Raw genomic sequence first — 23,736 nt, forward strand, 5'->3', positions numbered from 1 at the left:
CCTCACGCCCCACCGGTGACGGCGGCGAAGGGCACCGTGTCGTGCACGTTCGTCATGTAGACGATCTCGCCGCCGGCGGTCCGGAAGTAGTTGCACACGTCCGCCTCGACGGTTTCCCCCTTCGGGGTGCGGGCGGAGATGTGCGAGACGACGGCGGCCTGGTCGCCGTCCACGACGATGTGCACAGGTACGTTGGCGAAGGACGCGTACATCTGCGGGAAGCCCTTCATCATGTCCCGCAGCGTCTCGCGGCCCTCCACGTGCCCGGCGAGCTGCTCGTCCATCGTCTGGTCGACGGCGAACAGGTCGCACCAGGCGTCCCAGTCGCCCAGGTTGGCGAGCCGGTAGTACGTGTCGACGATCTCTCGGGTGTTCATCGCGGCCTCCAGGGGCTACGGCAAGGAAAATGACGGTACGTCAGGGAAGCGGCACGTCGAGCTGGCGCATCAGGCCCGCGGTGTCGGCCTGCACCCAGCGCTCGACCACCTTGGCGTCCTCCAGGCGGTACACCTCCAGGCTGGTCCAGGAGACCTCGCGGCCGTCGGGCTCCTGGCCGAAGAACGGGGCGATGTGCTTGCCGTGGAAGGTGATGTGCATGATCACCTTGTCCGGGGAGGCCGGGTACAGGGCGTCGAGGTGCACGGTGAAGTCCAGGGCGTCGTGCGCGGCCTTGATGATGACCTTCAGCTCGTCCAGGCTCGACACGTCCCACGCCGGGTTGTTGTCCCGGAAGGTGGGGCCGAACAGCTCGTCCAGGTCGTCGTAGCGGCGCTCGTTCACGGCGTCGCTGACCGCCTGCACGGTCGCCAGGTTCGCCGCCTCCGTGGAGACCTGCTCGCGCAGGCCGAGCAGGTCGTCCTGGGCCCACCGCTCCACGAACCGGCCGTCCTCGGCCCGCCAGATCTCCGTGGTGGTCCACTCCACGGCACGCCCGGTCGCCGGGAACCCGAAGGCGGCCTCGCGGTGCGTCCCGGACAGCTTCACCCGGGTGACGACCTTGTCGCCGGCCGCCACGGGCAGCGCCTCCTGGAGCTCGCCCCGGATGCCGTACGCCGCGTGGGCGCCGCGCAGCGCGGCGAGGTAGTCGTCGCGGCCCTTGATCTCGAAGCCGGGGTGGTGGTCGGTGAAGTCCTCGCCGATGACCTCGGCCACGGTGTCGTAGTCCGCGGCGTTGAAGGCGTCGAGGAAGCGCCGGTACAGCGCGACGCTCACGGAGTCCTCGGCGGTGCGCTCAGGCGTGGGCATGATGAGTCCCCTCGGTCCGTCGGTGGTGTGAGTTGCTGATCAGCTCGGCCGCACGCTCCCCGATCATCACGCTGGGGGCGTGGGTGTTGCCCGCGACGATCGTCGGCATCACGGAGGCGTCGGCCACACGCAGCCCGGCGACGCCGTGCACGCGCAGCTCGTGGTCGGTGACCGCCTCCGGTCCCGTGCCCATCGGACAGGTGCCGGCCGGGTGCCACAGGGTGGTGGCGCGCGCGGCGACGTAGGCGCGCAGTTCGTCCGGGTCCCGGACACCGGCGCCGGGCCCGAGCTCCTCGCCGCGCAGCCGGCCGAAGGCGGCGGTGTGGGCCAGTTCCCGGGCCAGCAGCACCCCGTGGACGAGGACGTCCAGGTCGGCCGCCGCCGTGAGGTAGCCCGCCTGCACGACCGCGGGCGCCGTCGGGTCGGTGGAGCGCAGCCGGACCCGGCCACGGCTCTCGGGCAGCAGCGCGATCGGCGCGAACGTGAACCCGGGTCCCGCGTGCTGTCCGGCCGGCGCGTCCGGGGCGAGGAACTTGACGGGCCCGAACGTGAACTGCAGGTCGGGCGCCCGGCCCGCCGCGTCCCCGCGGGTGTGCGTGAACAGGCCCGCCTCGGAGAGCAGTGCCCCCTCGGGGTGCTCCTCACGGGACTGGTAGCACACCGGTACGAACAGGTGGTCCTGCAGATTGCCGCCGACTCCGGGCAGGTGCTGGACCACACCGATGCCGTGCGCGCGCAGGTGGGCGGCCGGGCCGATCCCGGAGAGCATCAGCAGCTTGGGCGTCTCGAAGGCGCCCGCGCTGACGACGACCTCCTCGTCCGCCCGCGCCCGCTCCCGCCGTCCGTCCCGCACGTACTCCACCCCGGTGACCCGCATGCCGTCGAACAGCAGCCGGGTGGCGTGGGCCCCGGTGGCCACCGTGAGGTTCGGGCGGTCGAGTGCCGGGCGCAGATAGGCGGTCGCCGCCGAGGCGCGGGCGCCGTCGTCGGTGCGGGTGGTCTGGTACAGGAAGCCGTAGCCGTCCTGCCGCTCGCCGTTGTAGTCGTCGCCGGGTGCGTCGAAGCCGAGGTCCCGGGTGGCCGCGACGAACGCCTGCGCGACCGGTGAGGGGTCGGTGTGGTCGCGCACCCGGACCGGGCCGCCCTTGCCGCGCAGCCCGTCACCGCCGCGGTCGTAGTCCTCGGCGCGGCGGAACGCGGGCAGCACGTCCGCGTACGACCAGCCGGGATTGCCCGCCCCCCAGCCGTCGTAGTCGTGGCGGCTGCCACGCACCCACATCAGGGCGTTCACGGAACTGCAGCCGCCCACCACCTTGCCCCGGGCCACCGGAACCCGGCGGCCGGCGAGCGCGGCCTCCGGCTCGGTGGCGTACCCCCAGTCGATCGTGGGGCTCCACTCGCTGGTCAGCAGGGAGAGGAGGGAGGCCGCGTCGGTGCGGTGGATCTCCGGCCGCTCGTCCCAGCCGCCCGCCTCCAGGAGCAGCACGCGGACATCCGGGTCCTCGCTGAGCCGGCTCGCCACGGCGCAGCCCGCGCTGCCGGCGCCGACGACGACGTAGTCGTACGACATGGGAACCTCCCGCATCCGCGTTCAGGCCGGGTTCAGGTCGCCGACGTGGTAGGTGCGGATGCGCAGCGACCCGCTCACGGGGTCGCGCACCAGCTGCCAGGTCTGGTCGATGCGCAGGGCCGAGACGCTGCCGTCGGAGAGGTTCTTGGCGGTCCACACGACGGTCACCCCGACGTCGACGAGACCGTCGTGCTCGTCCGTGCGCAGCTTCTCCACGATGTGGCTCTGCGGCCCGTAGCTCTCGCCCACCGCCGCGTACCAGTCGCGGAAGTCCGCGTGCCCGCGCAGGGTGCGCTCGGGGAAGGCCATCTCCAGACCGTCGTCGATCACGTACGCGAGCAGGTCCTCGACCGGCTCGTGGCTGCTCAGGATGTCGTACCAGTGCTGGACGAACGCGGCGACGTCCTGGCCGGGCTCCGTCCGCGGGCTCTGTGCGGTCGTCATGCCAAGTCCCTCTCGCTGAAGGGGTGTCCGGTGTCTTCCGGATGTGTCCTGGTCGATTGCGCCACGGCCCGGCGGGGCACGGCCCGGCCCGGCGCCCGCCCGGCCGCACTGCGTGAGGTCGGGCGGCGGGCTTGCCGACGTCGGCAGGCGAAATGCCGGAGTACCACCGTCCACTTGGGCATGTGGGGCCACCGGCCCGGCCGCCGCTGTTCCGGACCGGTGCGCGAAACGTAGACATGAGTTCGACCGGTCCCATCCGACCCGCGTCGCACGAGAGGACACCCCATGAGCAAGCGCATCCTCGTCGTCCTGTCCGAATACGGTTACTGGGGCGAGGAGTTGATCGGCCCTCTGGAGACCTTCGACAAGGCCGGCTACCAGGTCGCCTTCGCCACCCCGACCGGCAAGCGCCCGGTGGCCCTGCCCCCGAGCATGGACCCCGACTACGTCGACCCGCCGCTCGGCCGCTCCGTCACCACCCCCGAGATGGCCGCCAAGGTCCGGGCGATCGACAGCTCCCCGCGCCTGGACGGTCCGCTGGACCTGTCGTCCTGGCTGCCCGACCGCCCCTACCGCTCCAAGCCGTACTTCCTGCGCGACTGGGAGGCCTACAACACCCGCCTGGAGCAGATCCGCGAGCAGATCGCCGACCGCTACGACGCCCTGCTCATCGTCGGCGGCTCCGGGCCCATCGTCGACCTCGCCAACAACTGGCGGGTGCACGACCTGATCCTGGCGTTCTACGCGCTGGACCTGCCGATCGCCGCCGAGTGCTACGGCGTCGCGCCGCTGGCCTTCGCCCGCGACCAGGAGGACCGCGTCTCCATCATCCGGGGCAAGCACGTCACCGGGCACTGCATCGAGTACGACTACAAGGACGGCACCGGCTTCATGGGCACCGACTTCGTGATCGGCCCGCCGCCGTACCCGCTGGAGTACATCCTGCGCGACGCCACCGCGCCCGACGGAGCCTTCCACGGCAACTTCGGCAAGGAGACGTCGGTCATCGTCGACTACCCCTTCATCACCGGACGTTCCACCCCCGACTCCTACCTGACGGGCCAGAAGCTCGTCGAGGTCCTCGAGGACGGCCTGCGTCAGTGGGGCTTCAGGACCGGCGACTGACCGCGCCGGGCACGGCAGTCACGTAGGCCTTCACAGAAAGGTGCACGTCATGGTCAGCAGGCCCGCGCGGGTCGCGATCCTCGAACAGCTGCGCGCCGACGGGGTGCGGTACATGTTCGGCAACCCCGGCACGGTCGAGCAGGGTTTCCTCGACGAATTGCGCAACTTCCCGGACATCGAGTACATCCTCGCCCTCCAGGAGTCCACTGTCGTCGGCCTCGCCGACGGCTACGCGCGGGCCACGCGCACCCCGGCCCTGATGCAGCTGCACACCGGCGTCGGTGTCGGCAACGCGGTGGGCATGCTCTACCAGGCGAAGCGCGGGCACGCCCCGCTGGTGGCCATCGCCGGCGAGGCGGGCCTGCGCTACGACGCCCTGGACGCCCAGATGGCGGTCGACCTGGTCGCCATGGCGGACCCCGTCACCAAGTGGGCGACGCGCGTGGTCGACCCCGAGTCGGCACTGCGGGTGCTGCGCCGCGCCTTCAAGGTCGCGGCGACCCCGCCGTACGGCCCGGTGCTCGTCGTCCTGCCCGCCGACGTCATGGACCGGGACACCTCCGAGCCCGCCGTGCCCACCTCCTACGTCGACTTCTCCGCGACGGCCGCCCCGGACGTGCTCGACCGGGCGGCCGGGCTGCTGGCCGCGGCCGAGCGGCCGATCGTCATCGCGGGCGACGGGGTGCACTTCGCCGGCGCCCAGGACGCCCTCGGGCGGCTCGCCCGGACCTGGGGCGCCGAGGTGTGGGGAGCGGACTGGGCGGAGGTGAACCTCTCGGTCGCCCATCCCGCCTACGCCGGTCAGCTCGGTCACATGTTCGGCGAGAGCAGCCGCCGGATCACCGGCGCCGCCGACGCCGTGCTCATCGTCGGCACCTACGCCCTCCCCGAGGTCTACCCGGCCCTCGACGGCGTCTTCGCCGACGGCGCCCCGGTCGTCCACATCGACCTGGACACCGACGCCATCGCCAAGAACTTCCCGGTGGACCTGGGGATCGCCGCCGACCCGCGGCGCGCCCTCGACGGCCTCACCGACGCCCTGGAGCGCCGGATGAGCCCGTCGGCCCGGGCCCGGGCGGACGCGTGGTTCGAGCGGCGGTCGGCGCACCGCGCGAGTGAACTCGCCGCGGCGCGGCAGCCGGACGAGGCCGCGTCCGATCCGGACGCCCTGCCCACGGCGGCCTTCCTCCAGGAACTGGCCCGCAGGCTCCCCGAGGACGCCGTGGTGTTCGACGAGGCGCTCACCGCGTCCCCCGACCTCACCCGCCACCTGCCGCCCACCCGCCCCAGCCACTGGCACCAGACCAGGGGCGGCTCGCTCGGCGTCGGCATCCCGGGCGCCATCGCCGCCCGGCTCGCCCACCCGGACCGCACGGTCGTCGGCTTCACCGGTGACGGCGGCTCCATGTACACGATCCAGGCGCTGTGGACGGCGGCCCGCTACGGCATCGGCGCCAAGTTCGTCATCTGCAACAACAGCAGCTACCGGCTCCTGGAACTCAACATCGAGGAGTACTGGAGGACCGTGGACGTCGCCGCGCACGAACAGCCGGGCATGTTCGACCTGTCCACGCCCGCCATCGACTTCGTGGCGCTCGCCGGGGCGCTGGGCGTCCCCGCTGTCCGCGTGGAGGAGCCCGGCCAGGCGAAGGCGGCCGTCGAGCAGGCGCTCGGCACCCCGGGACCCTTCCTGGTCGACCTGGTCACCGGACGCGGAAGCAAGGAGTGAGCCGTGCGACTGAGAGGACACAAGATCGCGATCCTGCTGGAGAGCGACTTCTACGAACCCGAGATCCTCTACTACCAGCACCGGTTCCCCGAGGAAGGCGCCGAGGTGCACTTCCTGTCCCGGATGTGGGGCCAGGACGAGATCACCTTCCAGGGGCACGAGCACCGGATGCCGTTCGTCGTGCGCGAATCCTTCGAGGACATCGACGAGTTCGCGCTCAAGGAGTTCTCGGCGGTGATCGTCCCCTCCGGGATGGTCTCCGACCGGCTGCGCTACACCGAGGACCCGGCCGAACTCCCGCCGGCCGCCCGCTTCCTGAGGCGCGCCTTCCAGGACCCGGCCATCGTCAAGGGCATCATCTGCCACGGCATGTGGCTGACGGCGCCGGTGCCGCAGCTGGTGCACGGACGGCGTGCCGTCGTCCACAACAACCTGCTCGGCGACCTGCGGAACATGGGCGGCCTGTACGTCGACGAGGACGTGGTCGTCGACGACGACCTGGTCACCGCCCGTACCGGGGCGCACTGCCACCTCTTCGCCCGGACGATCATCGACCTGATCGCCGGGCGGGACAGGGAACGGGCGGCGCGTGCGCGCGGCGGCGCCCGCACCGCGGCCCTGGGAGGCGCGCGATGACCGCCGTCATGGAACCGGGCGCCCGCGTCCCCCTCCTCGACCGCATACCGATCCGTGACGTCCGGCCCCAGGTGCGCGGCGGGGCCGTGCCCGTCAAGGCCGTCGAGGGGGAGACCCTCACGATCAGCGCCACGGTGTTCCGCGAGGGCTCGGGCGAGATCGGCGCCAATGTCGTGCTGCGGGACCCGCGGGGACGGATCGGCGCCTGGACCCCGATGACCCTCGTCGACCCGGACGCCGACCGCTGGGAGGCCACCGTCGTGGCCGGGGCACCCGGCCGCTGGACCTACGGCGTCGAGGCGTGGGCCGACCCGGTCGCCACCTGGCGCCGCGACGCCGCACTGAAGATACCCGCCGGGGTCGACGTCGAGCTGATGCTCGCCGAGGGCGCGCTGCTGTACGAGCGGGCCGCCTTCGGGATCCCGGACCCGGACCGCCAGGAGGCGGTGCGCGCGGTCGCACGGGCGCTGCGCGACGAAGCGAGCACCGTCCCCCGCAGGCTCGCCGCGACCGCCGCCCCCGAGGCGGTCGCCGCGCTGCGACGGCACCCGCTGCGCGAACTCGTCACCGCCTCCTGGCCGCTGCCCCTGCTCGTCGAGGGGCGCAGGGCCCTCGTCGGCGCCTGGTACGAGATGTTCCCCCGCTCGGAGGGGGCCCGGGCGGCCGACGGCGGGCCCCCGGTCAGCGGGACGTTCGCGACCGCGGCGCTACGGCTGCCCGCGATCGCCGCGATGGGCTTCGACGTGGTGTACCTGCCGCCGATCCACCCCATCGGACGCACCCACCGCAAGGGCAAGGACAACACGCTCGTCGCCGGCGAGCACGACGTGGGCTCGCCCTGGGCGATCGGTTCGGCCGAGGGCGGCCACGACGCCGTCCACCCCGACCTCGGCACCCTCGACGACTTCCGCCGGTTCGTCGCCCGGGCCGGCGAACTGGGACTCCAGGTGGCGCTGGACTTCGCCCTCCAGTGCTCGCCCGACCACCCGTGGCTGACCGAGCACCCCGAGTGGTTCACCCGGCGCGCCGACGGCTCCGTGGCGTCCGCCGAGAACCCGCCCAAGAAGTACGAGGACATCCACCCTCTCGCCTTCGACCGGGACTTCGAGGGACTCGTCGCCGAGAGCGTGCGGCTGCTGCGCTTCTGGATGGACCAGGGCGTGCGGACCTTCCGCGTCGACAACCCGCACACCAAGCCCGTCGGCTTCTGGAAGCGGGTGATCGGCGAGATCAACGACCGCGACCCCGACGTGGTGTTCCTGGCCGAGGCCTTCACCCGGCGCGCCATGGTGCACGCCCTCGCCCAGGCCGGCTTCCAGCAGTCGTACACGTACTTCACCTGGAAGAACGAGAAGGAGGAGCTGACCGAGTACGCGCGTGAACTCGCCCACCTCAGCTCCGACTTCCTGCGCCCCAACCTGTTCGTGAACACCCCGGACATCCTGCACGCCTACCTCCAGGACGGCGGCCGCCCCGCGTTCGAGACACGCGCCGTGCTCGCCGCGACGCTCGCCCCGGCCTGGGGCATGTACGCGGGGTACGAGCTGTGCGAGAACGAGGCCCTGGAGCCGGGCACCGAGGACTACAGGAACTCCGAGAAGTACGAACTGCGCCCGCGCGACTGGGCCGCCGCCGAGGCCGAGGGCCGCTCCATCGCCCCGCTGATCACCCGCCTTAACGAGCTCCGCCGCGCCCACCCCGCCCTCCAGGAGCTGCGCAACCTCCGCTTCCACAGCGTGCCGCACCCCCAGGTCGTCGCCTACTCCAAGCAGCTGCGCGGGGCCGACGGCACGGTCGACACCGTCCTCGCCGTGGTCAACCTCGACCCGCACCACCCGGCCGAGGGCACCGTCGCCTTCGACCTGGCCGCGCTCGGCCTGCCCGACGACGGCTCCCTCAGGCTCCGCGACGAGCTCACCGGCGAGATCCACGCCTGGCGCCGGGAGACGTACTTCCGCCTGGAACCCGGCCGCGCCCCGGCCCACCTCCTGGTGCCCGTGCGGGAGGAACCGTGACGCCCGCCCCCACGGCCGTCGGGCAGCGGCAGCCCGTCGCCCCGCTGCTGCCGCTGCTCGGCCCCTGGCTGCGTACCCGGCGCTGGTACGCGGCCGGGGCCGGCCCCGACGGACCGCTCACCCCGGTCACCGCCCACGTCGTACGGGACGAGGCGCCCGCCCTGGTGCACACGGTGCTGCGCGCCGGGGACGGCGGGCTGTACCAGTTCCTGCTCGGCCTGCGTCCCGAACTGCCCCCGTGGCTCGCCGCCGCGGCCATCGGCCGGGTCCCGGACGGGAACTGGCGCGGCTGGACGCTGTACGAGGCCACGGAGGACGCCGCGCTGACGGGCGTGCTGCTGCGCCACCTCGCGCGCGGCACGGACCACGGGCTGCGCCTGGAGCGCACCACGCGGATGCCGCTCCCGGTGGGACTCGTGCCCCGGCCGCTGACCGCCGACCAGAGCAACAGTGCCGTCGTCTACGGCGACCGGCTGCTGCTGAAGATCTACCGACGGCCCGAGCCGGGCCCGCACCTGGAGGTCGAGACGCTGCGCGCGCTCGGCGAGGCCGGCTGCCCGCGGGTCCCGCGCCTGCACGGCACGCTGCTCGGCGGTGACACCGGCCTGGTCCTCGGGCTCATGGAGGACCTGCTGCCGGCCGAGGGCGACGGCTGGCAGGCCGCCGTGCGCCAGGTCACCGACTGCCTGGACGGCACCGGCTCCACCGCCCCGGCGACCGGCTCCTTCACCGCGCACGCCCGCGCCCTGGGCGCGACCGTCGCCGAGGTGCACACGGCACTGGCCGGCGCCTTCCCGCGGGTGCGGCTGACCCCGGCCGACATCGCGCGCGACGCCGCCCTGATGACCGAACGCCTCGCGCGGGCCGCGCGGGAGGTCCCGGCGCTGGCCCGCCACCGCGACCGGCTCACCCTGCTCTACGACGACTACGCGCGGGCGGGCACACGCGGCTGCCCGGTCTTCGCCCAGCGGGTGCACGGCGATCTGCACCTGGGCCAGGCGCTGTCCACGCCGGCCGGCTGGCACCTGATCGACTTCGAGGGCGAACCGGCCCGGCCGGCCGCCGAACGCGCGGCGCCCCAGCCGGTGCTGAGGGACGTGGCGGGCATGCTCCGCTCCTTCGACTACGCCGCCCGGGCCGCCCTGCGGTCCCCGCCCCGGCGCGAGGCGGACGAGGGCCCGGGCGCCCGGCTGCGCCGGGTGCGCCGCGCGCGGGCGTGGGAGGTCCGCAACCGCCGCGCGTTCATCGCCGGCTACGCGGAGGCGGGCGGCACCGACCCGCACTGCCACCCCCTTCCACTGCGGGCCTTCGAAGCGGACAAGGCGGTCTACGAAACCGTCTACGAGTCCCGGCACCGCCCCGACTGGCTGCCGATCCCGCTGGCGGCGGTGCACCGGCTGACCCGTACCTGAGCCCCCCACGACCCCGTACCCGCCCCCGACGGACGGCCCGCCCCGGCCCAGCGGGCGGGACCCAGCGCGAGAGGACCGCAACGTTGCGCGCGACCACCCCCCTGGCGGACGTCGACCTGGACCGCATCCTCGCCGGTGCCCACCACGACCCGCACAGCTTGCTCGGCGCCCATCCCACGGGCGACGGCCACACCGTCGTACGCGCCCTGAGACCCCTGGCGCGCACGGTCGTGGCGGTCCGCCCCACCGGCGAACGGGTCCCGCTGACGCACCGGCGCGACGGGCTGTTCACCGGCACCCTCCCCGGAACGGGGACGGACCACCACCTCCTGGTCACCTACGACGACGGTGTCGAGCGGGCCCAGCACGACGGCTACCGCTTCCCGCCCACGCTCGGCGACATCGACCTGCACCTGATCTCCGAGGGCCGCCACGAACTGCTGTGGCGGGTCCTCGGCTCCCGTGTCCGCACCCTCGACGGCGTCACCGGCACCTCCTTCGCGGTCTGGGCGCCGCACGCGCAGGGCGTGCGGGTCGCCGGCGACTTCAACGGCTGGAGCGGCGCCCACCCGATGCGCTCGCTCGGCTCCAGCGGGGTGTGGGAGCTGTTCGTCCCGGGCGCCGGCGCGGGCACCCGCTACAAGTACGAGATCCGCACCCGCGACGGCCGGCTGCTGCAGAAGGCCGACCCGCTGGCCCGGGCCGCCGAGGTCCCGCCCGGCACCGCCTCCGTCGTGCACACCTCGGCGTACGTCTGGGGCGACGACGCGTGGATGGCGTCGCGCGGCGGCACGTCCTGCCGCACCCGGCCGCTGTCGGTCTACGAGGTGCACCTGCCGTCCTGGCGGCCCGGCCTCGACTACCGCCGGCTGGCCACCGAACTGACCGAGTACGTCACCGGCATGGGCTTCACGCACGTGGAGTTCATGCCCGTCATGGAGCATCCCTTCGGCGGCTCCTGGGGCTACCAGGTCACCGGCTTCTTCGCGCCCACCTCCCGCCTCGGGGACCCCGACGACTTCCGGTACCTGGTCGACTCCCTGCACGCGGCGGGCATCGGCGTGATCCTGGACTGGGTCCCCGCGCACTTCCCGCGGGACGACTTCGCACTCGCCCGCTTCGACGGCGAACCGCTCTACGAGCCCGCCGACCCGCGCCGCGCGCACCACCCCGACTGGGGCACCCTGGAGTTCGACCACGGGCGCCGCGAGGTCCGCAACTTCCTCGTCGCCAACGCCGTCTACTGGTGCACCGAGTTCCACGTCGACGCGCTGCGCGTGGACGCCGTCGCCTCCATGCTCTACCTGGACTACTCGCGCCCGCCGGGCGGGTGGAGCCCCAACCGGCACGGCGGCAACCAGAACCTGGACGCGGTCGCCTTCCTCCAGGAGCTGACCGACACGGTCCGCCGCGCCGCACCCGGCGCCCTGACCATCGCCGAGGAGTCCACGGCCTGGCCGGGCGTGACCCGGCCCACCTACGAGGTCGGCGACGACGGCTTCGGCGGCCTCGGCTTCGACCTCAAGTGGAACCTGGGCTGGATGCACGACACGCTCGGCTACCTCGCCCGGGACCCCGTGCACCGCGCCTGGCACCAGGACGAGATCACCTTCGCCCTCGTCTACGCCTACAGCGAGCACTACCTGCTGCCGCTGTCCCACGACGAAGTCGTCCACGGCAAGGGCGCGCTGGTGGCGAAGATGCCGGGCGACTGGTGGCAGCGGCGCGCGACCCTGCGGGCGCTGTACGCCTTCATGTGGGCCCACCCGGGCAAACAACTCCTCTTCATGGGACAGGAGTTCGCCCAGGGGGAGGAGTTCGACCACGACGCGGGGCCGCAGTGGTGGGTGCTCGACGAGGCGTGGCCGGCCCACCCCGGCCACCGGGGCGTGCGCGCCCTGGTCCGCGACCTCAACACCCGCTACCGGGCCACGCCGGCCTTGTGGGAGCTGGACGCGGAGCCGGCCGGCTTCTCCTGGATCGACACCTCGCACGCCGAGGCCAACGTCCTGTCCTTCGTGCGCCACGACGCGGCGGGACGCCCCCTCGTCGTGGTCGCGAACTTCTCGCCCGTCGTCCGCACCGGCTACCGCGTCGGCCTGCCGGACGCCCCCGCCTGGCGCGAGGTGCTGAACACCGACGCCGCCCGGTACGGCGGCGGCGACATACGCAACGCCGGGGTGCTGCGGTCCGAGCCGGTCCCGTGGCACGGGCGCGCGCACAGCGCGGCCCTCACCCTGCCCCCGCTCGCGGTGGTGTGGCTGGAGCCCGCCGACGGCGCCGCCGCCGGCCCCCGGGAGGACGGCCCCGATGACCACTGAACCCGAGGACGACCTGTACGACCGGATCGTCACCCCGCACGACATCAGGGGCCTGTTCCGCGCCGAACTCGACCCGGGCCTCGCCTACCGCACCGGTGCCGCGTTCGCCGAACTGACCGGCGCGGGCGCCGTCGTCGTCGCCCACGACACGCGGGGGTCCTCGCCCCTGCTCGCCGACGCGTTCGGCCAAGGCGTCCTCGATCAGGGCGCCGACGTCGTCGACGCGGGACTCGGCCCCACCGACTACCTGCACTACGTGTCCGGACGCCTCGACCTGCCCGGCGCCATGATCACGGGCGGCGCCGCCCCCGCCGCGTACAACGGTATCCGGCTGTGCCGCGCCGGCGCCGTCACCGTGGACGAGGGCACCGGTATGGAACTGCTGCGTCACCGGCTGCGCCGGCCGCGCCCGCCGTTCGCCGACCACCCCGGTTCCGTCCTGCCCGCCCGGGTCCTCACCGACTACGCGGCGCACCTGCGCGGGCTCGTCGACCTCACGGGCATCCGCCCGCTCAAGGTCGTCGTCGACGCGGGCAACGGCACGGCCGGCCTGTCGGCCCCGCTCGTGCTGAGCCATCCGTCGATCGAACTGGTGCCGCTCCACTTCGCGCCCGACGGCACCTTCCCGCACCGCGCGCCGGACCTGACCGACGTGAGCGGGCTCCAGGAGGCGGTGCGGGAGTCCGGCGCCGACGCGGGCCTGGCTTTCGACGGCGGCGGCGACCGCGTCCTCGCCGTGGACGAGCGCGGCGCCGTCGTGCCGCCCGCCGCGGTGATCGCCCTGGTGGCCGGGCGGGAACTGGCCAGCCGCCCGGGTGCCGCCGTGGTCCACGACCTGATCACCGCGGGCTGTGCGATCGACGCGATCAGGGAGGCGGGCGGCATTCCCGTGCGCTCCCGGGTGGGGCCGGCCGCCATCAAGGCGCTGATGGCCGAGCAGGACGCGGCGTTCGGCGGCTCGCACTGCGGCCGCTACTACTTCCGTGACCTCTGGTACGCCGAGACGGGCATGCTGGCCGCGCTGCACCTGCTGGCCGAACTGGGCGACTCGGGACGGGAGCTGTCGGAGCTGGCCGCCCGGCACGACCGGTACGCCTCCTCCGGCAGCATCGACGTCCCGGTGCCCGATCCGCTCGCCGCGCTGCAACGCGTGGTCCGTCACTTCGCCGCGCGGGGCACCGCCCTCGATCACCTGGACGGGGTGACCGGGGAACTGGCCGACGGCGCGTGGTTCAACGTACGGGCCCCCGGGACCGGCCCCGTCGTGCGGGTGAACGTCGAGGCGGGGACGGTCGCGGCGATGGGGCGGTTACGGGACCGGGTGCTGGACGTCGTGGTCAGTGCTGGTCCGTGAGGGACGCCTCCGGGGTGCGGGTCCGCGCCAGGCCCGCGGTGGTGAGCGCCATGTCGTAGGCGGCGAGCGCCTCGCTCTGGTGCCCGTGGTGGCGCCAGAGGTCGCCGATGTGGCGCCAGGTGTGCGCGGCGTCCTTCGAGGCCGGCAGCCGCCGCAGCTGGCGGACGGCCGCGTGGAGGTGCTGCACGGCCTCTTCCCGGGCGTCGCGCAGCAGGCAGATCTCGGCGAGGTACGTCCGCGCCCGGGCCGACAGGACCCGGGCGTCGGAGCCGAGCAGCCCGAGCGCCCGCTCCGCGTGGGCGGCGGCCGCGTCCCAGTGCCCGAGCTGTTTCTCGGCGTTGGCCAGATTCAGCTCGCACCGGGACAGGTCGCTGGCGCTGCCCACCTCGGCCAGCGTCTCCTGCGCGGACTCCAGCAGTTCCAGGGCGCGCGCGGGGCGGGGCGGGTCCAGCTGGAGCAGCAGCGAGCCGTAGTTCATGCGGAGCAGGGCGGCGTGGCGGGCGTTGTCGCCCTCGGCCATCATCGCCAGGGCCCGCTCGGTCAGGGCGATCGCCTCGTTCAGCCGGCCCTGGGAACCGGCGACGAGTCCGGCGTTCCAGTAGACGGCACCCCGGGCCCCGTGGGAGCCTTGCGTCTCGGCCGCGGGCAGCAGGCGCTCGCCGAGGAGCTGGGCGCGGGTCAGGTCGCCCCGCATGTGGTACGAGCCCATCAGGGTGACCCCGAGCTGGATGTGGTCCATCGTCGTCTCGAGGCCGAGTTCGTCGAGCTGGGTCACCGCCCGTTCGCCGATGTCGATGCTGAGGGCGACGTCCCCGGCGTCGCGGTAGCAGCGGCACAGGGCGACCACGACGCGGCACCAGTCGTCGGAACCGGCGACGATCGCGGGGTCGCGCGACAGGTCCTCCAGGACGGAGATGGCGGCTTCCAGGCGGCCGGTCTTCTCCAGCGCGGTGGCCTGGCCGATGAGGGCGCGCCGGACCATGGAGCTGTCCAGGGACGAGCGGTTCGACAGGAGTTCGCCGAAGGACTGGAGGGCCTCGCCGTTGTCCCCGTTGCGCAGCGCGATCTCGGCGAAGGCCAGCTTCAGCCGGTTCTCCTCGGCGCGCCGGTCGTCGATGCCGGTCAGCAGGTAGTCGGGGGAGGTGCCGAGCTTCTCCGCGATGGCGGCCAGCACCGAGGACGACGGCACCCGCTTGCCCGACTCGATCAAGGAGATGTAGCTCGTCGAGGCCTCCGCGGAGGCCAGGTCCTGCTGCTTGAGTCCGCGCCGTGTCCGGAGGGTCCTTATACGGCTTCCAAGGCCCTGCGCCTGTTCCGCCTTGGTGTGATCCATGGGGACTCCTTCCGGAGTTCATGACTGCGTTTATGACAACTCAAAGTTACCAGCATGACTCCCGGTGCCTAGAGGGTGTGCTCGAAGTCTCCCTTATTTGGCGCGAGTCGGTAGGTAACCGGACGGGCCAGCGGGCTTTGCCGACCGATTACTTGACTCTACGAGTGACTACAACTTGACTGACTCTGTCAATTCGCTTGCGCGTAACGACACTTGGGGGGCTAGTGATGAGGAAGAGCCTGTTGGTGCTCCTCCTGGTTCTGTGTGTGGGGGCGAGCGCTTTCGCCGGCTGGTACGTCGAATCGTCCGGATCCGGGCGGCCGGCCCAGGTCAGCAAGGAGGAGGACATCGGTGGCGCCTGCTGCTGAACGGACGGCGTCCCTGCGCGCGGACCTGCTCACCCGTGAATATCCGCCCGAGGTCTACGGCGGCGCGGGAGTCCACGTGGCCGAGCTGTCCCGCAGCATGCGGCGGCTCACGGACGTACGAGTGCGCTGCCTGGGGGAGCCCAGGCAGGAGAAGGACGTCACGGCCTACCGGCCCGACGCCGACCTCGCCGCGGCCGACGCCGCACTGGGGTTCCTCGGCGCGGACCTGGCCATGGCCCGCGACTGTGCCGGCGCGGACGTCGTGCACAGCCACACCTGGTACGCCAACATGGCCGGCCACCTCGCGCGCACCCTGCACGGGGCGGCCCACGTCATGACGATGCACAGCCTGGAGCCGCTGCGGCCGTGGAAGGCCGAGCAACTGGGCGGCGGCTACGCCCTGTCCAGCTGGATGGAGCGCACCGCCGTCCGCGCGGCGGACCGGGTGGTCGCCGTCTCCGCGGCGATGCGCGAGGACGTCCTGCGCGTCTATCCGCAGGTCGACCCGGAACGGGTACGGGTGATCCACAACGGTATCGACACGGACGTGTACCGCCCCGACCTCCGCACCGACGCGCTGCACCGCCACGGCATCGACCCGGACCGGCCGTACGCCCTCTTCGTCGGCCGCGTCACCCGGCAGAAGGGGCTCTCCCACCTGCTGCGCGCGGCGTTCGGCCTGCCGCCCGAGGCACAGCTCGTGCTGTGCTGCGGGCAGCCGGACACCCCCGCCGTCGCCGCCGAGACGGCCGCCCTCGTCGAGGAACTGCGCACCGTGCGGGACGGGGTGTTCCGCGTCGACGGGATGCTCGACGCCACGTCCGTACGCCAACTGCTCACCCACGCGACCGTGTTCGTGTGCCCCTCGGTGTACGAGCCGATGGGCATCGTGAACCTGGAGGCGATGGCGTGCGGTACGGCGGTCGTGGCCTCCGCCGTCGGGGGCATCCCCGAGGTCGTCGTCGACGGCGGGACCGGCACCCTGGTCGGCTTCGAGGCGCTGCCCGGCGCCTCGGGCGAACCCGCCGACCCCGCCGGGTTCGCCGAAGCGCTGTGCCGGGCGGTCAGCGAGGTGATCACCGACCCGGAGCGCGCGCGGCGGTACGGCGCGGCCGGCCGGGAGCGGGCCGTGACGCGGTTCTCCTGGGACCGGGCCGCCGAGCGCACCCTGGAGGTCTACGCGGAGGCCCTGGCGGCACGCTGAGCCCCCGGGGGGGCGACGGGCAGGGGTACCCCTTCAGGCCGGCGGGCCGGGAGGGGACACCCCTTCGTCCGGGTACGGGAAGTGGCAGGCCACGTCACCGGTCGTGGGCAGGCCGCGGGCGCACAGGCGGCGGTGCTCCGGCGCGAGCCGGCGGTGGACGGGGCAGCGCGCGCGGAAGGCGCACCCGGCGGACACGCCGGCCTCCTGCGGCCCGGCGGGCGCCCGGGCCGGCCGGGGCCGCCGCGCACCCGGACCGGGCACGGGCACGGCGGACAGCAGCGCGCGCGTGTACGGATGCCGGGGCCGCCCGAACACCGCGTCGGCGGTGCCGGATTCCACGGTGCGGCCGGCGTACATCACCACGACCCGGTCCGCGAGCTGCCGGACGACCCCGAGATCGTGCGAGACCAGCAGGCAGGCGGGGCTGTCGGGCGCGGACGTCACACGGCGCAGCAGGGCGATGATCCCGGCCTGCACCGAGACGTCCAGCGCCGACACCGGCTCGTCGAGCAGGAGCAGTTCGGGGCGGACCGCGAGGGCGCGGGCCAGGGCGACACGCTGACGCTGGCCGCCGGACAGCTGGTGCGGATACCGCTCGGCGGTCCCCGGATCCAGCTCCACCTCGGCGAGCAACTCCCGTGTGCGAGCGGCGACATGGCCGCGCCCGGTGCGCCGGACCTCCATCGGCTCGGCGATGATCCGCCCCACCGTCATCCGGGGGTCCAGGCTCGCCGAGGGGTCCTGGAGGACGATCTGCACCCGGCCGCGCAGGCGCCGTACCCCGGTCCGGGTGAGGCCGGCCGTGTCCTGCCCCAGGACCTCGACGCGGCCCGACTCCGGTGCGGCGAGCGCCATGATCCGGGCCAGGGTCGTCGACTTGCCCGCGCCGGACTCGCCGACCAGCCCGACCGTCTCGCCGCGCCGGACCTCGAGGTCGGCGTGGTGGACGGCGCGCTGCCCGCGGTGGCCCGCCGCCAGGGCGGTGACGCGCAGGGCCGGCACGGAGGAGCGGGGCCGGGGTCCGGGCGGCGGTGCGGTGGGATAGAGGTCCGCCGCCGTGCGGCCGGCCGTGCTCTCGGGGCGCAGACACGCCACTTCGTGCCCCGGCGCGCCGCCGGGGGGCACGCGCAGCACGGGCAGGCCGCTCGCGCACACGGACCCCGCCACCGGACAGCGTGGGGCGAACGCGCACCCCTCGTCCCATTCCCCGGGGGCCGGCGGCGCTCCCGGTATCCGGGGCAGGGCGTGGACCGCGTCCGGGCGGGGCGCGGCGGCGAGCAGGCCCACCGTGTACGGCATGCGGGGGGCGCGGAACAGGTCGTCCGCCGGCGCCGTCTCCACGATCCGCCCCGCGTACATCACCGCCACCCGGTCCGCGGTGCCCGCGATCACCCCGAGGTCGTGGCTGACGAGCAGCAGCGCCGCTCCGGTCGCCGCCCGCGCGTCGTCCAGGGCGGCGAGGATCTCCGCCCGCACGCTGACGTCGAGGGAACTGGTGGGCTCGTCCGCGACGATGACGTCCGGCCGGCCCGCGACCGCCATCGCGATCATGGCGCGCTGGCGCAGGCCGCCGGAGAGTTCGTGCGGGTAGGCGCGGGCCACCCGCTCCGGCTCGGGGACGCCCAGCCCGGTGAGCAGCTCGACCGCCCGCCGCCGTGCCGACCCCCGGGTGGGGCGCGGCCGTTCGTGGATGCGCAGCACCTCGCCGATCTGGTCGCCGATGCGGTGCACCGGGGTGAACGCGGCCAGCGGGTCCTGGAACACCATGGCGATCCGGCGGCCGCGCAGCCGCGCGAGGTCGCGCACGGGAAGGCCGGTCAGCTCGGTGCCGAGCAGCCGTACCGACCCGCGCGCCGTCGCCCCGGGCGGCAGCAGACCGAGCGCCGCGAGCGCCGTGAGGGTCTTGCCCGCCCCCGACTCGCCGACCAGACCGAGCACCTCGCCGCGGCGCAGGGTGAGGTCCACACCGCGTACGGCGGCCCGGCCGGGGCCGAACTCGACCCGCAGGTCCCGTAGTTCCAGCACCGTGCTCACGCGGGGACCTCCGCCCGCACGGCCGACGGGTCGAGGGCGGAGCGCAGCGCCTCGCCGATCAGGTTCACCGCGAGGACGAAGCAGAACAGCAGGCCGGCGGGGAAGAAGAACATCCACGGGTAGGCGAGCGCCACCTCCGTGCTGTCCGCGAGCAGCGTGCCCAGGGACACGTCGGGCGGCTGCACGCCGAAGCCGAAGTAGGACAGGCCCGCCTCGCTGATCACCGCCCCGGCCGTGGCGACCGTCGCGTGGGTGATCAGGAAGGAGGTCATGTGGGGCAGGATGTGGCGGCGGACGATGCGCAGGGGCCGTACGCCCATGTAGCGGGCCGCCGTGACGTAAGGGCGCTCCCGCAGGGACAGCGCCATGCCGCGGACCGCCCGCGCCGTGAGCATCCAGCCGAGCGCGGCGAGTGCCCCCGCGTACCCCGCCCAGCCCGCCCGGCGCAGCGGGGGAGCCAGCACGACGAGCACGAGGAAGCCCGGAACCACGAGGAACAGGTCCACCACGAACGTCAGGGCCCGGTCGGTCCAGCCGCCGGCGTACCCGGCGCACGTACCGACGAGGGCGGCGAACGCGGTGCCCGTCAGCGCCACGGACAGGCCGATCAGCAGCGACTCCCGCAGGCCGCGCGCGGTCTGCGCGAACACGTCCTGCCCGATGCGGTTGGTGCCGAACCAGTGCCCGGCGCCCGGCGGCGCGCTCAGCGCCCCGTAGTCGATGTCGGTGGGTGAGCACGGGCCCGCGTACGGGCCGGCGCCCGCGTACACGAGCAGCAGCGCGAGCAGCGCGAGGCCCGGGAGCAGGCCGGGCGGACGTGCCGGCACGCGTCTCACCGGCGCACCCGGGGGTCGAGCACGAACAGCAGCGCGTCGGCGAGCAGCCCCGCGAGCAGCACGGTCACGGCGGCGAACAGGCACACCGCGACCACCGAGTTGACGTCGCCCTTCTGCGTCGCGTCCAGGAACCAGCAGCCCATGCCGGGCCAGCCGAAGATCTGCTCCGCGAAGACCGAGCCGGTGAACAGGGCCAGGAAGCCGAAGGAGAAGAACGTCGTCATCGGGACGAGCGAGACCCGCAGGCCGTGGCGGAACAGGGCCCGGCCGGGAGTGAGGCCCTTGGCCTGCGCCGTGCGCAGATGGTCGGCGGCGAGCACGTCGAGCGTCGCGGCACGCTGGTAGCGGCTGTAGGAGGAGAACACGCCGAGCGCCACCGTGGCCGCGGGCAGCACCAGGTGGGACGCCCGGTCGGCCGCCTGCGAGGCCCAGCCGCCCCCGTGACCCGGCGTCGACTCGCCCGTGTAACGGATCACCGTGTGGCCGACGGCGTGGTTCAAGGAGAGCGCGCCGTCCTTGAGCAGCAGGGCGAGCACGAACGTGGGGACGGACAGGACCAGGAAGGACAGGACCGTCATCGCGTGGTCCGGCAGCCGGCCCCGGCGGACCGCCGCCCACACGCCCGCGAGCACACCGAGCCCCGTGCCCGCCACCGTCCCCACCAGCAGCAGCCGCACCGAGACACCGACCCGCCGGCCGAACTCCGCGTCGACCGGCTCCCCGTCGAGCGTGCGGCCGAGGTCGCCGTGGAGCGCCCGCCACGACCAGTGCCCGAACCGCACGAGGACCGGAGTGCCGTCGTCCAGGTTGAGACCGGCCAGTTCGCGGTCGACCGCCGGGGCGGGCGGACGGGGGGTGCGGTCCTCGAAGTAGGCGCGCGGACTGAGCGCGGCCGAGGCGACCACATAGGACACGAGGACCGAGACGACCAGGAGAAGGAGGCTGCGGGCGACCCGCGCGAGGACACGTCCGGCCATCATGGACCTCCCCCCGGCGGTCGGCGACAGACACAGTACAAGAGTGCCGTTCAGGCGAATGGTAGATTCAACGTGCCCGACTCGTAAGTCAGTTCGCATACTTTGGTGATCTTGTGCACAGCCCAGGAGGAGTCTGTGAACCGCTTACGACGTGCCGGAATCGTCCTCGGACTGCTCGCGACGACGGTCCTCGCCGGGTGCGGCGCGGGCAGTGGCCGGCCGGACGGGCAGCGGACCACCGCGGCGGCGGCCTACGGAGCCCAGGGCATCGGCGCCGCACCCGTCGGCCGGCTCCGCGACGGCGGGACACTCACGCTCAGCGTGCCCTCCTGGCCCGCCCAGCTCAACTACCACCAGGTCGACGGTGCCACCCGCGGAGTGTCGCAGCTGGTGGACCTGGTGGAACCCAGGCTCTTTCAGCGGGACGCCAAGGGAGTACCGCGACCCGACCCCGACTACCTGCTGTCGGCGCAGGTCACCGGCACCGCGCCGCAGACCGTGGTCTACCGGCTCAACCCCGAGGCCCGCTGGTCCGACGGACGGCCCGTCGCGGCGGCCGACTTCGCCGCCCAGTGGCGGGCCCTCGGCCGCGGCGACGCCCGCTACCACGTCGCCGACCCGGCCGGATACGACCAGATCGCCTCGGTCGGCGAAGGCCCCGGCGCCCATGAGGTGAAGGTCGTCTTCCGCACCCCCTACGCCGACTGGCGCCGGCTGTTCACCCCGCTGTACCCGGCGTCCGCGACCGGCACCCCCGCACAGTTCGACCAGGGGTGGATCGACCGCGTCCCGGTCAGCGCGGGACCGTTCCGGGTGGCCTCCCTCAACAGCACCACCGAGACCGCCACCCTCGTGCGCGACCCCCACTGGTGGGGCGCGAGGCCCCGGCTCGACCGGATCGTGCTGCGCACCCTGCTGCCCGACGCCGCGCTGCAGGCCTTCCGCAACAAGGAGATCGACGCCGTCGACGCCGGGACCACCGAGGACTACGTACGGCTGAAGAACGCCGAGGACAGCGAGATCCGGACCGGTTCCTCCTGGGACGAGGTGCACGTCGCGCTCAACGGCGCCCGGGGACCGCTCGCGGACACCGAGGTCAGACACGCCGTCCAGCGCGCCGTGGACAGGCGGGCGCTGGCGCGCGTCGCCGCCGCGGGGCTGCCCGTCGGGGTGCCGCTGCTCGGCAACCACATCTTCATGACCAACCAGCCGGGATACGCCGACCATTCCGGCGCCTGGGGCACGTACGACCTCGCCGAGGCGTGCCGCATCCTCGACAGGGCGGGCTGGAAGCGGCAGGGCGAGGGCGGACCCCGCGTCAAGGACGGCAGGGAGCTGCGGCTCCGGTTCGTGGTCAGCACGGCCACCAACCGCCTCGGCCTCGATCTCTCCCAGCTGCTGCAGTCGATGCTCCGCCAGGCCGGCATCGAGGTCGACATCGTGAAGGTGCCCGCGAACGACTACACCGCGAAGTACCTGGACCAGGGCAACTTCGACCTGGCCATCCTGCGCTTCGTCGGCCTCACCTACCCCAGCGACGTCCTGTCGATCTACGAACGGCCGCGCGGCACCGAGTCCTTCTCCAACTACGGCAGGGTCGGCGACGCCACCGTCGACAGGCTGCTGCGCCAGGCCGCGAGCACCCTCGACAAGACCCGCGCCACCGCCCTCTACAACCAGGCGGACGCCGAGATCTGGCGCCTCGGCCACGACATCGAGCTGTACCAGCGCCCGCAGATGATGGCGGTCCGCACGGGGCTCGCCAACTACGGGGTCCCCGGGCTCGGTGACATCGACTGGACGAAGGTCGGCTGGACCCGGGCGGGTCGGACGCGGTAGCCGCGCCACACGCGTCTGTCCGGTGGCGGAGGACCGCCACCGGACAGACGCCGCGGGCAGGGATCAGACGGCGAAGCCGCTGAGCACCCGCCGGGGGCTGGGCGCGGCCGCGCCCAGCGCCGCGTAGCCGAGCGCGGCCGACGCGAGCGTCACGTGGTGGTGCCAGCCGCGGAACGACCGGCCCTCGAAGTCACCGAGCCCGAAGTCCTCGTGCAGCCGGCGCAGGCCCGCGTCGGCCAGCGACCGCAACTGGGCCAGCGGCAGCGCCTCGGCGAGCCGCCGGGCCGGCAGGTTCGTCAGCCAGTACGCCCGGGGCTCGGGCCGCCCGAACGGCCAGTCCGTGACCAGGTACCGCGGGCCCGGCCGGTGCGCGGGGGCGGTCCGGCCGGCCGTCGGCTCCGCGCACAGCAGCGCGGGCGTGGACAGGAACTGCGAGCGGTGTCTGCGCTCGGTGACCGGGTCCTGCCAGCTCACCGGGGTGCGCTCGGTGCGCCGGGCCACGTGCGCGGCGAGGTCGGCGACCGTGCCGCGCACCGCGGGCAGCGCCGAGTGCGGCCGCGGCATGGTGACCGCGGTGCGCGGCGACACCTGGACGAGATAGCCGAGGCCGCGCGCCTCCAGTCCGCGCAGCAGCGGATCGGTCTCGGACTCGTGGCGCCAGTCCGCGAGGATGGGACGCGGATCGAGCAGCCACTCCTCCGTCATCTCGTCGACCGCCTCCAGGACGTACTTCCAGCGGGGCCTCGACTGCTCGTGCGCGGGCAGGTGCGCGGCCTGGCGCAGCCGCTCGTCGCCGTCCCAGCGCGGCGGGAGGAGCAGCCGCCAGTTCACCGGCAGGCCACCGCCCGCGCCCACCAGGGAGACGGCGCAGGCGAGCTGGCAGTTCACGGTCCGCTCCTGGGAGGGGGCGTACTGGCGGGCGACGCCCACCGAGCGGTCGCCGTTCTTGACGAAGACCACCTCGTCCACCGACCAGGCCTCGACGGCGAAGGCGTCCGCGTGGCGCTGTGCCGTCCGCCGGCGTACCGGCCCGCACTCCCAGGGGCTCTGGTGCACGAACTGCTGGAGCTGCTGCACGGCTGGCCGCCCGAGCACGTGCTCGGAGATCCGGGTCGGCGTCTTGCGGCCCGGTACGGACAGCAGGCCGCGCAGATACACCTCGCCCCAGCGCCGCTGGTCGGAGCGGGCGAGCTCACGGAACAGGTCGCCGCAGTACGCCTGGAAGGACAGGGGGAAGGGCGCGGAGAGGGGAGTCGGAGAGGACACAGTGCTCCCGGGACGGTGCGGAACAAGG

General features: G+C 73.7%; 18 protein-coding genes. 9 read left to right on the forward strand and 9 right to left on the reverse strand.

Annotated features, from left to right (window positions below):
• Nucleotides 1–2 precede the first annotated feature (2 nt).
• The 4 genes from AB0E62_RS18420 to AB0E62_RS18435 are packed head-to-tail and all read right to left on the reverse strand — an operon-like array spanning nt 3 to nt 3,259.
• A complete protein-coding gene (locus tag AB0E62_RS18420; protein WP_362194186.1) occupies nt 3–377 on the reverse strand; it encodes a nuclear transport factor 2 family protein in 375 nt (124 codons plus the stop codon).
• A gap of 40 nt (nt 378–417) precedes the next feature.
• Nucleotides 418–1,245 (reverse strand): ester cyclase, encoded by an 828-nt coding sequence (locus tag AB0E62_RS18425; RefSeq protein WP_362194189.1) that lies wholly within the window; start codon nt 1,243–1,245, stop codon nt 418–420.
• Nucleotides 1,232–2,815 carry a GMC family oxidoreductase N-terminal domain-containing protein gene (locus tag AB0E62_RS18430; protein ID WP_362194192.1) on the reverse strand — a complete coding sequence of 528 codons (1,584 nt, stop codon included), beginning with the start codon at nt 2,813–2,815 and terminating at the stop codon, nt 1,232–1,234. The genes AB0E62_RS18425 and AB0E62_RS18430 overlap by 14 nt, the downstream gene beginning before the upstream one ends.
• A gap of 21 nt (nt 2,816–2,836) precedes the next feature.
• A complete protein-coding gene (locus AB0E62_RS18435; RefSeq protein WP_362194195.1) occupies nt 2,837–3,259 on the reverse strand; it encodes a nuclear transport factor 2 family protein in 423 nt (140 codons plus the stop codon).
• Between the two features lie 285 nt (nt 3,260–3,544).
• Here AB0E62_RS18435 and AB0E62_RS18440 point away from each other — a divergent pair, with 285 nt between their 5' ends.
• From AB0E62_RS18440 to manB, 7 genes are all read left to right on the forward strand, one after another.
• Nucleotides 3,545–4,384: a type 1 glutamine amidotransferase domain-containing protein gene (locus tag AB0E62_RS18440; RefSeq protein ID WP_362194198.1), complete on the forward strand. Its 840-nt coding sequence runs from the start codon at nt 3,545–3,547 to the stop codon at nt 4,382–4,384.
• A gap of 49 nt (nt 4,385–4,433) precedes the next feature.
• Nucleotides 4,434–6,113 (forward strand): thiamine pyrophosphate-binding protein, encoded by a 1,680-nt coding sequence (locus AB0E62_RS18445; RefSeq protein WP_362194201.1) that lies wholly within the window; start codon nt 4,434–4,436, stop codon nt 6,111–6,113.
• Between the two features lie 3 nt (nt 6,114–6,116).
• Entirely contained in the window at nt 6,117–6,749 is a 633-nt protein-coding gene (locus AB0E62_RS18450) for a DJ-1/PfpI family protein (RefSeq protein WP_362194204.1), read from the forward strand.
• Nucleotides 6,746–8,764 (forward strand): alpha-1,4-glucan--maltose-1-phosphate maltosyltransferase, encoded by a 2,019-nt coding sequence (locus AB0E62_RS18455; RefSeq protein WP_362194207.1) that lies wholly within the window; start codon nt 6,746–6,748, stop codon nt 8,762–8,764. Before AB0E62_RS18450 ends, AB0E62_RS18455 begins: the two co-directional genes overlap by 4 nt.
• On the forward strand, nt 8,761–10,176 hold the full coding sequence (locus AB0E62_RS18460) for a hypothetical protein (protein WP_362194210.1): 1,416 nt from the start codon (nt 8,761–8,763) through the stop codon (nt 10,174–10,176). Before AB0E62_RS18455 ends, AB0E62_RS18460 begins: the two co-directional genes overlap by 4 nt.
• Nucleotides 10,177–10,259: 83 nt before the next feature.
• Nucleotides 10,260–12,497: a 1,4-alpha-glucan branching protein GlgB gene (gene glgB / locus AB0E62_RS18465; protein ID WP_362194213.1), complete on the forward strand. Its 2,238-nt coding sequence runs from the start codon at nt 10,260–10,262 to the stop codon at nt 12,495–12,497.
• Nucleotides 12,487–13,851: a phosphomannomutase/phosphoglucomutase gene (gene manB / locus AB0E62_RS18470; RefSeq protein ID WP_362194216.1), complete on the forward strand. Its 1,365-nt coding sequence runs from the start codon at nt 12,487–12,489 to the stop codon at nt 13,849–13,851. The genes glgB and manB overlap by 11 nt, the downstream gene beginning before the upstream one ends.
• Here manB and AB0E62_RS18475 read toward each other — a convergent pair.
• A complete protein-coding gene (locus AB0E62_RS18475; protein WP_362194218.1) occupies nt 13,835–15,184 on the reverse strand; it encodes a helix-turn-helix transcriptional regulator in 1,350 nt (449 codons plus the stop codon). The two genes, manB and AB0E62_RS18475, sit on opposite strands and share 17 nt — an antisense overlap.
• A gap of 381 nt (nt 15,185–15,565) precedes the next feature.
• On the opposite strand from AB0E62_RS18475, the gene glgA reads away from it, so the two are divergent.
• Nucleotides 15,566–16,756: a glycogen synthase gene (gene glgA, locus AB0E62_RS18480; protein ID WP_362194599.1), complete on the forward strand. Its 1,191-nt coding sequence runs from the start codon at nt 15,566–15,568 to the stop codon at nt 16,754–16,756.
• A 33-nt stretch (nt 16,757–16,789) separates the two neighbouring features.
• On the opposite strand, the gene AB0E62_RS18485 is transcribed toward glgA, so the two are convergent.
• The 3 genes from AB0E62_RS18485 to AB0E62_RS18495 are packed head-to-tail and all read right to left on the reverse strand — an operon-like array spanning nt 16,790 to nt 20,603.
• Entirely contained in the window at nt 16,790–18,790 is a 2,001-nt protein-coding gene (locus AB0E62_RS18485; protein WP_362194221.1) for an ABC transporter ATP-binding protein, read from the reverse strand.
• The gene (locus AB0E62_RS18490) at nt 18,787–19,626 is read right to left on the reverse strand and encodes an ABC transporter permease (protein ID WP_362194224.1); all 840 of its coding nucleotides are present in this window, start codon (nt 19,624–19,626) and stop codon (nt 18,787–18,789) included. The genes AB0E62_RS18485 and AB0E62_RS18490 overlap by 4 nt, the downstream gene beginning before the upstream one ends.
• The gene (locus AB0E62_RS18495; protein ID WP_362194602.1) at nt 19,623–20,603 is read right to left on the reverse strand and encodes an ABC transporter permease; all 981 of its coding nucleotides are present in this window, start codon (nt 20,601–20,603) and stop codon (nt 19,623–19,625) included. The genes AB0E62_RS18490 and AB0E62_RS18495 overlap by 4 nt, the downstream gene beginning before the upstream one ends.
• A 135-nt stretch (nt 20,604–20,738) precedes the next feature.
• Here AB0E62_RS18495 and AB0E62_RS18500 point away from each other — a divergent pair, with 135 nt between their 5' ends.
• Entirely contained in the window at nt 20,739–22,442 is a 1,704-nt protein-coding gene (locus AB0E62_RS18500) for an ABC transporter family substrate-binding protein (RefSeq protein ID WP_362194227.1), read from the forward strand.
• Nucleotides 22,443–22,505: 63 nt separating this feature from the next.
• Here AB0E62_RS18500 and AB0E62_RS18505 read toward each other — a convergent pair whose 3' ends face one another.
• Nucleotides 22,506–23,708 (reverse strand): transposase, encoded by a 1,203-nt coding sequence (locus AB0E62_RS18505; RefSeq protein ID WP_362194230.1) that lies wholly within the window; start codon nt 23,706–23,708, stop codon nt 22,506–22,508.
• Nucleotides 23,709–23,736: the final 28 nt, after the last annotated feature.

Source organism: Streptomyces sp. NPDC038707 (genome assembly GCF_040636485.1).
GTDB lineage: Bacteria > Actinomycetota > Actinomycetes > Streptomycetales > Streptomycetaceae > Streptomyces.

Bases quoted from the DNA above. Each gene is read 5' to 3' on its own strand.
- AB0E62_RS18420 (WP_362194186.1), bottom strand. From the start codon at position 377: ATGAACACCCGAGAGATCGTCGACACGTACTACCGGCTCGCCAACCTG.
- AB0E62_RS18425 (WP_362194189.1), bottom strand. From the start codon at position 1,245: ATGCCCACGCCTGAGCGCACCGCCGAGGACTCCGTGAGCGTCGCGCTG.
- AB0E62_RS18430 (WP_362194192.1), bottom strand. From the start codon at position 2,815: ATGTCGTACGACTACGTCGTCGTCGGCGCCGGCAGCGCGGGCTGCGCC.
- AB0E62_RS18435 (WP_362194195.1), bottom strand. From the start codon at position 3,259: ATGACGACCGCACAGAGCCCGCGGACGGAGCCCGGCCAGGACGTCGCC.
- AB0E62_RS18440 (WP_362194198.1), top strand. From the start codon at position 3,545: ATGAGCAAGCGCATCCTCGTCGTCCTGTCCGAATACGGTTACTGGGGC.
- AB0E62_RS18445 (WP_362194201.1), top strand. From the start codon at position 4,434: ATGGTCAGCAGGCCCGCGCGGGTCGCGATCCTCGAACAGCTGCGCGCC.
- AB0E62_RS18455 (WP_362194207.1), top strand. From the start codon at position 6,746: ATGACCGCCGTCATGGAACCGGGCGCCCGCGTCCCCCTCCTCGACCGC.
- manB (WP_362194216.1), top strand. From the start codon at position 12,487: ATGACCACTGAACCCGAGGACGACCTGTACGACCGGATCGTCACCCCG.
- AB0E62_RS18475 (WP_362194218.1), bottom strand. From the start codon at position 15,184: ATGGATCACACCAAGGCGGAACAGGCGCAGGGCCTTGGAAGCCGTATA.
- AB0E62_RS18495 (WP_362194602.1), bottom strand. From the start codon at position 20,603: ATGGCCGGACGTGTCCTCGCGCGGGTCGCCCGCAGCCTCCTTCTCCTG.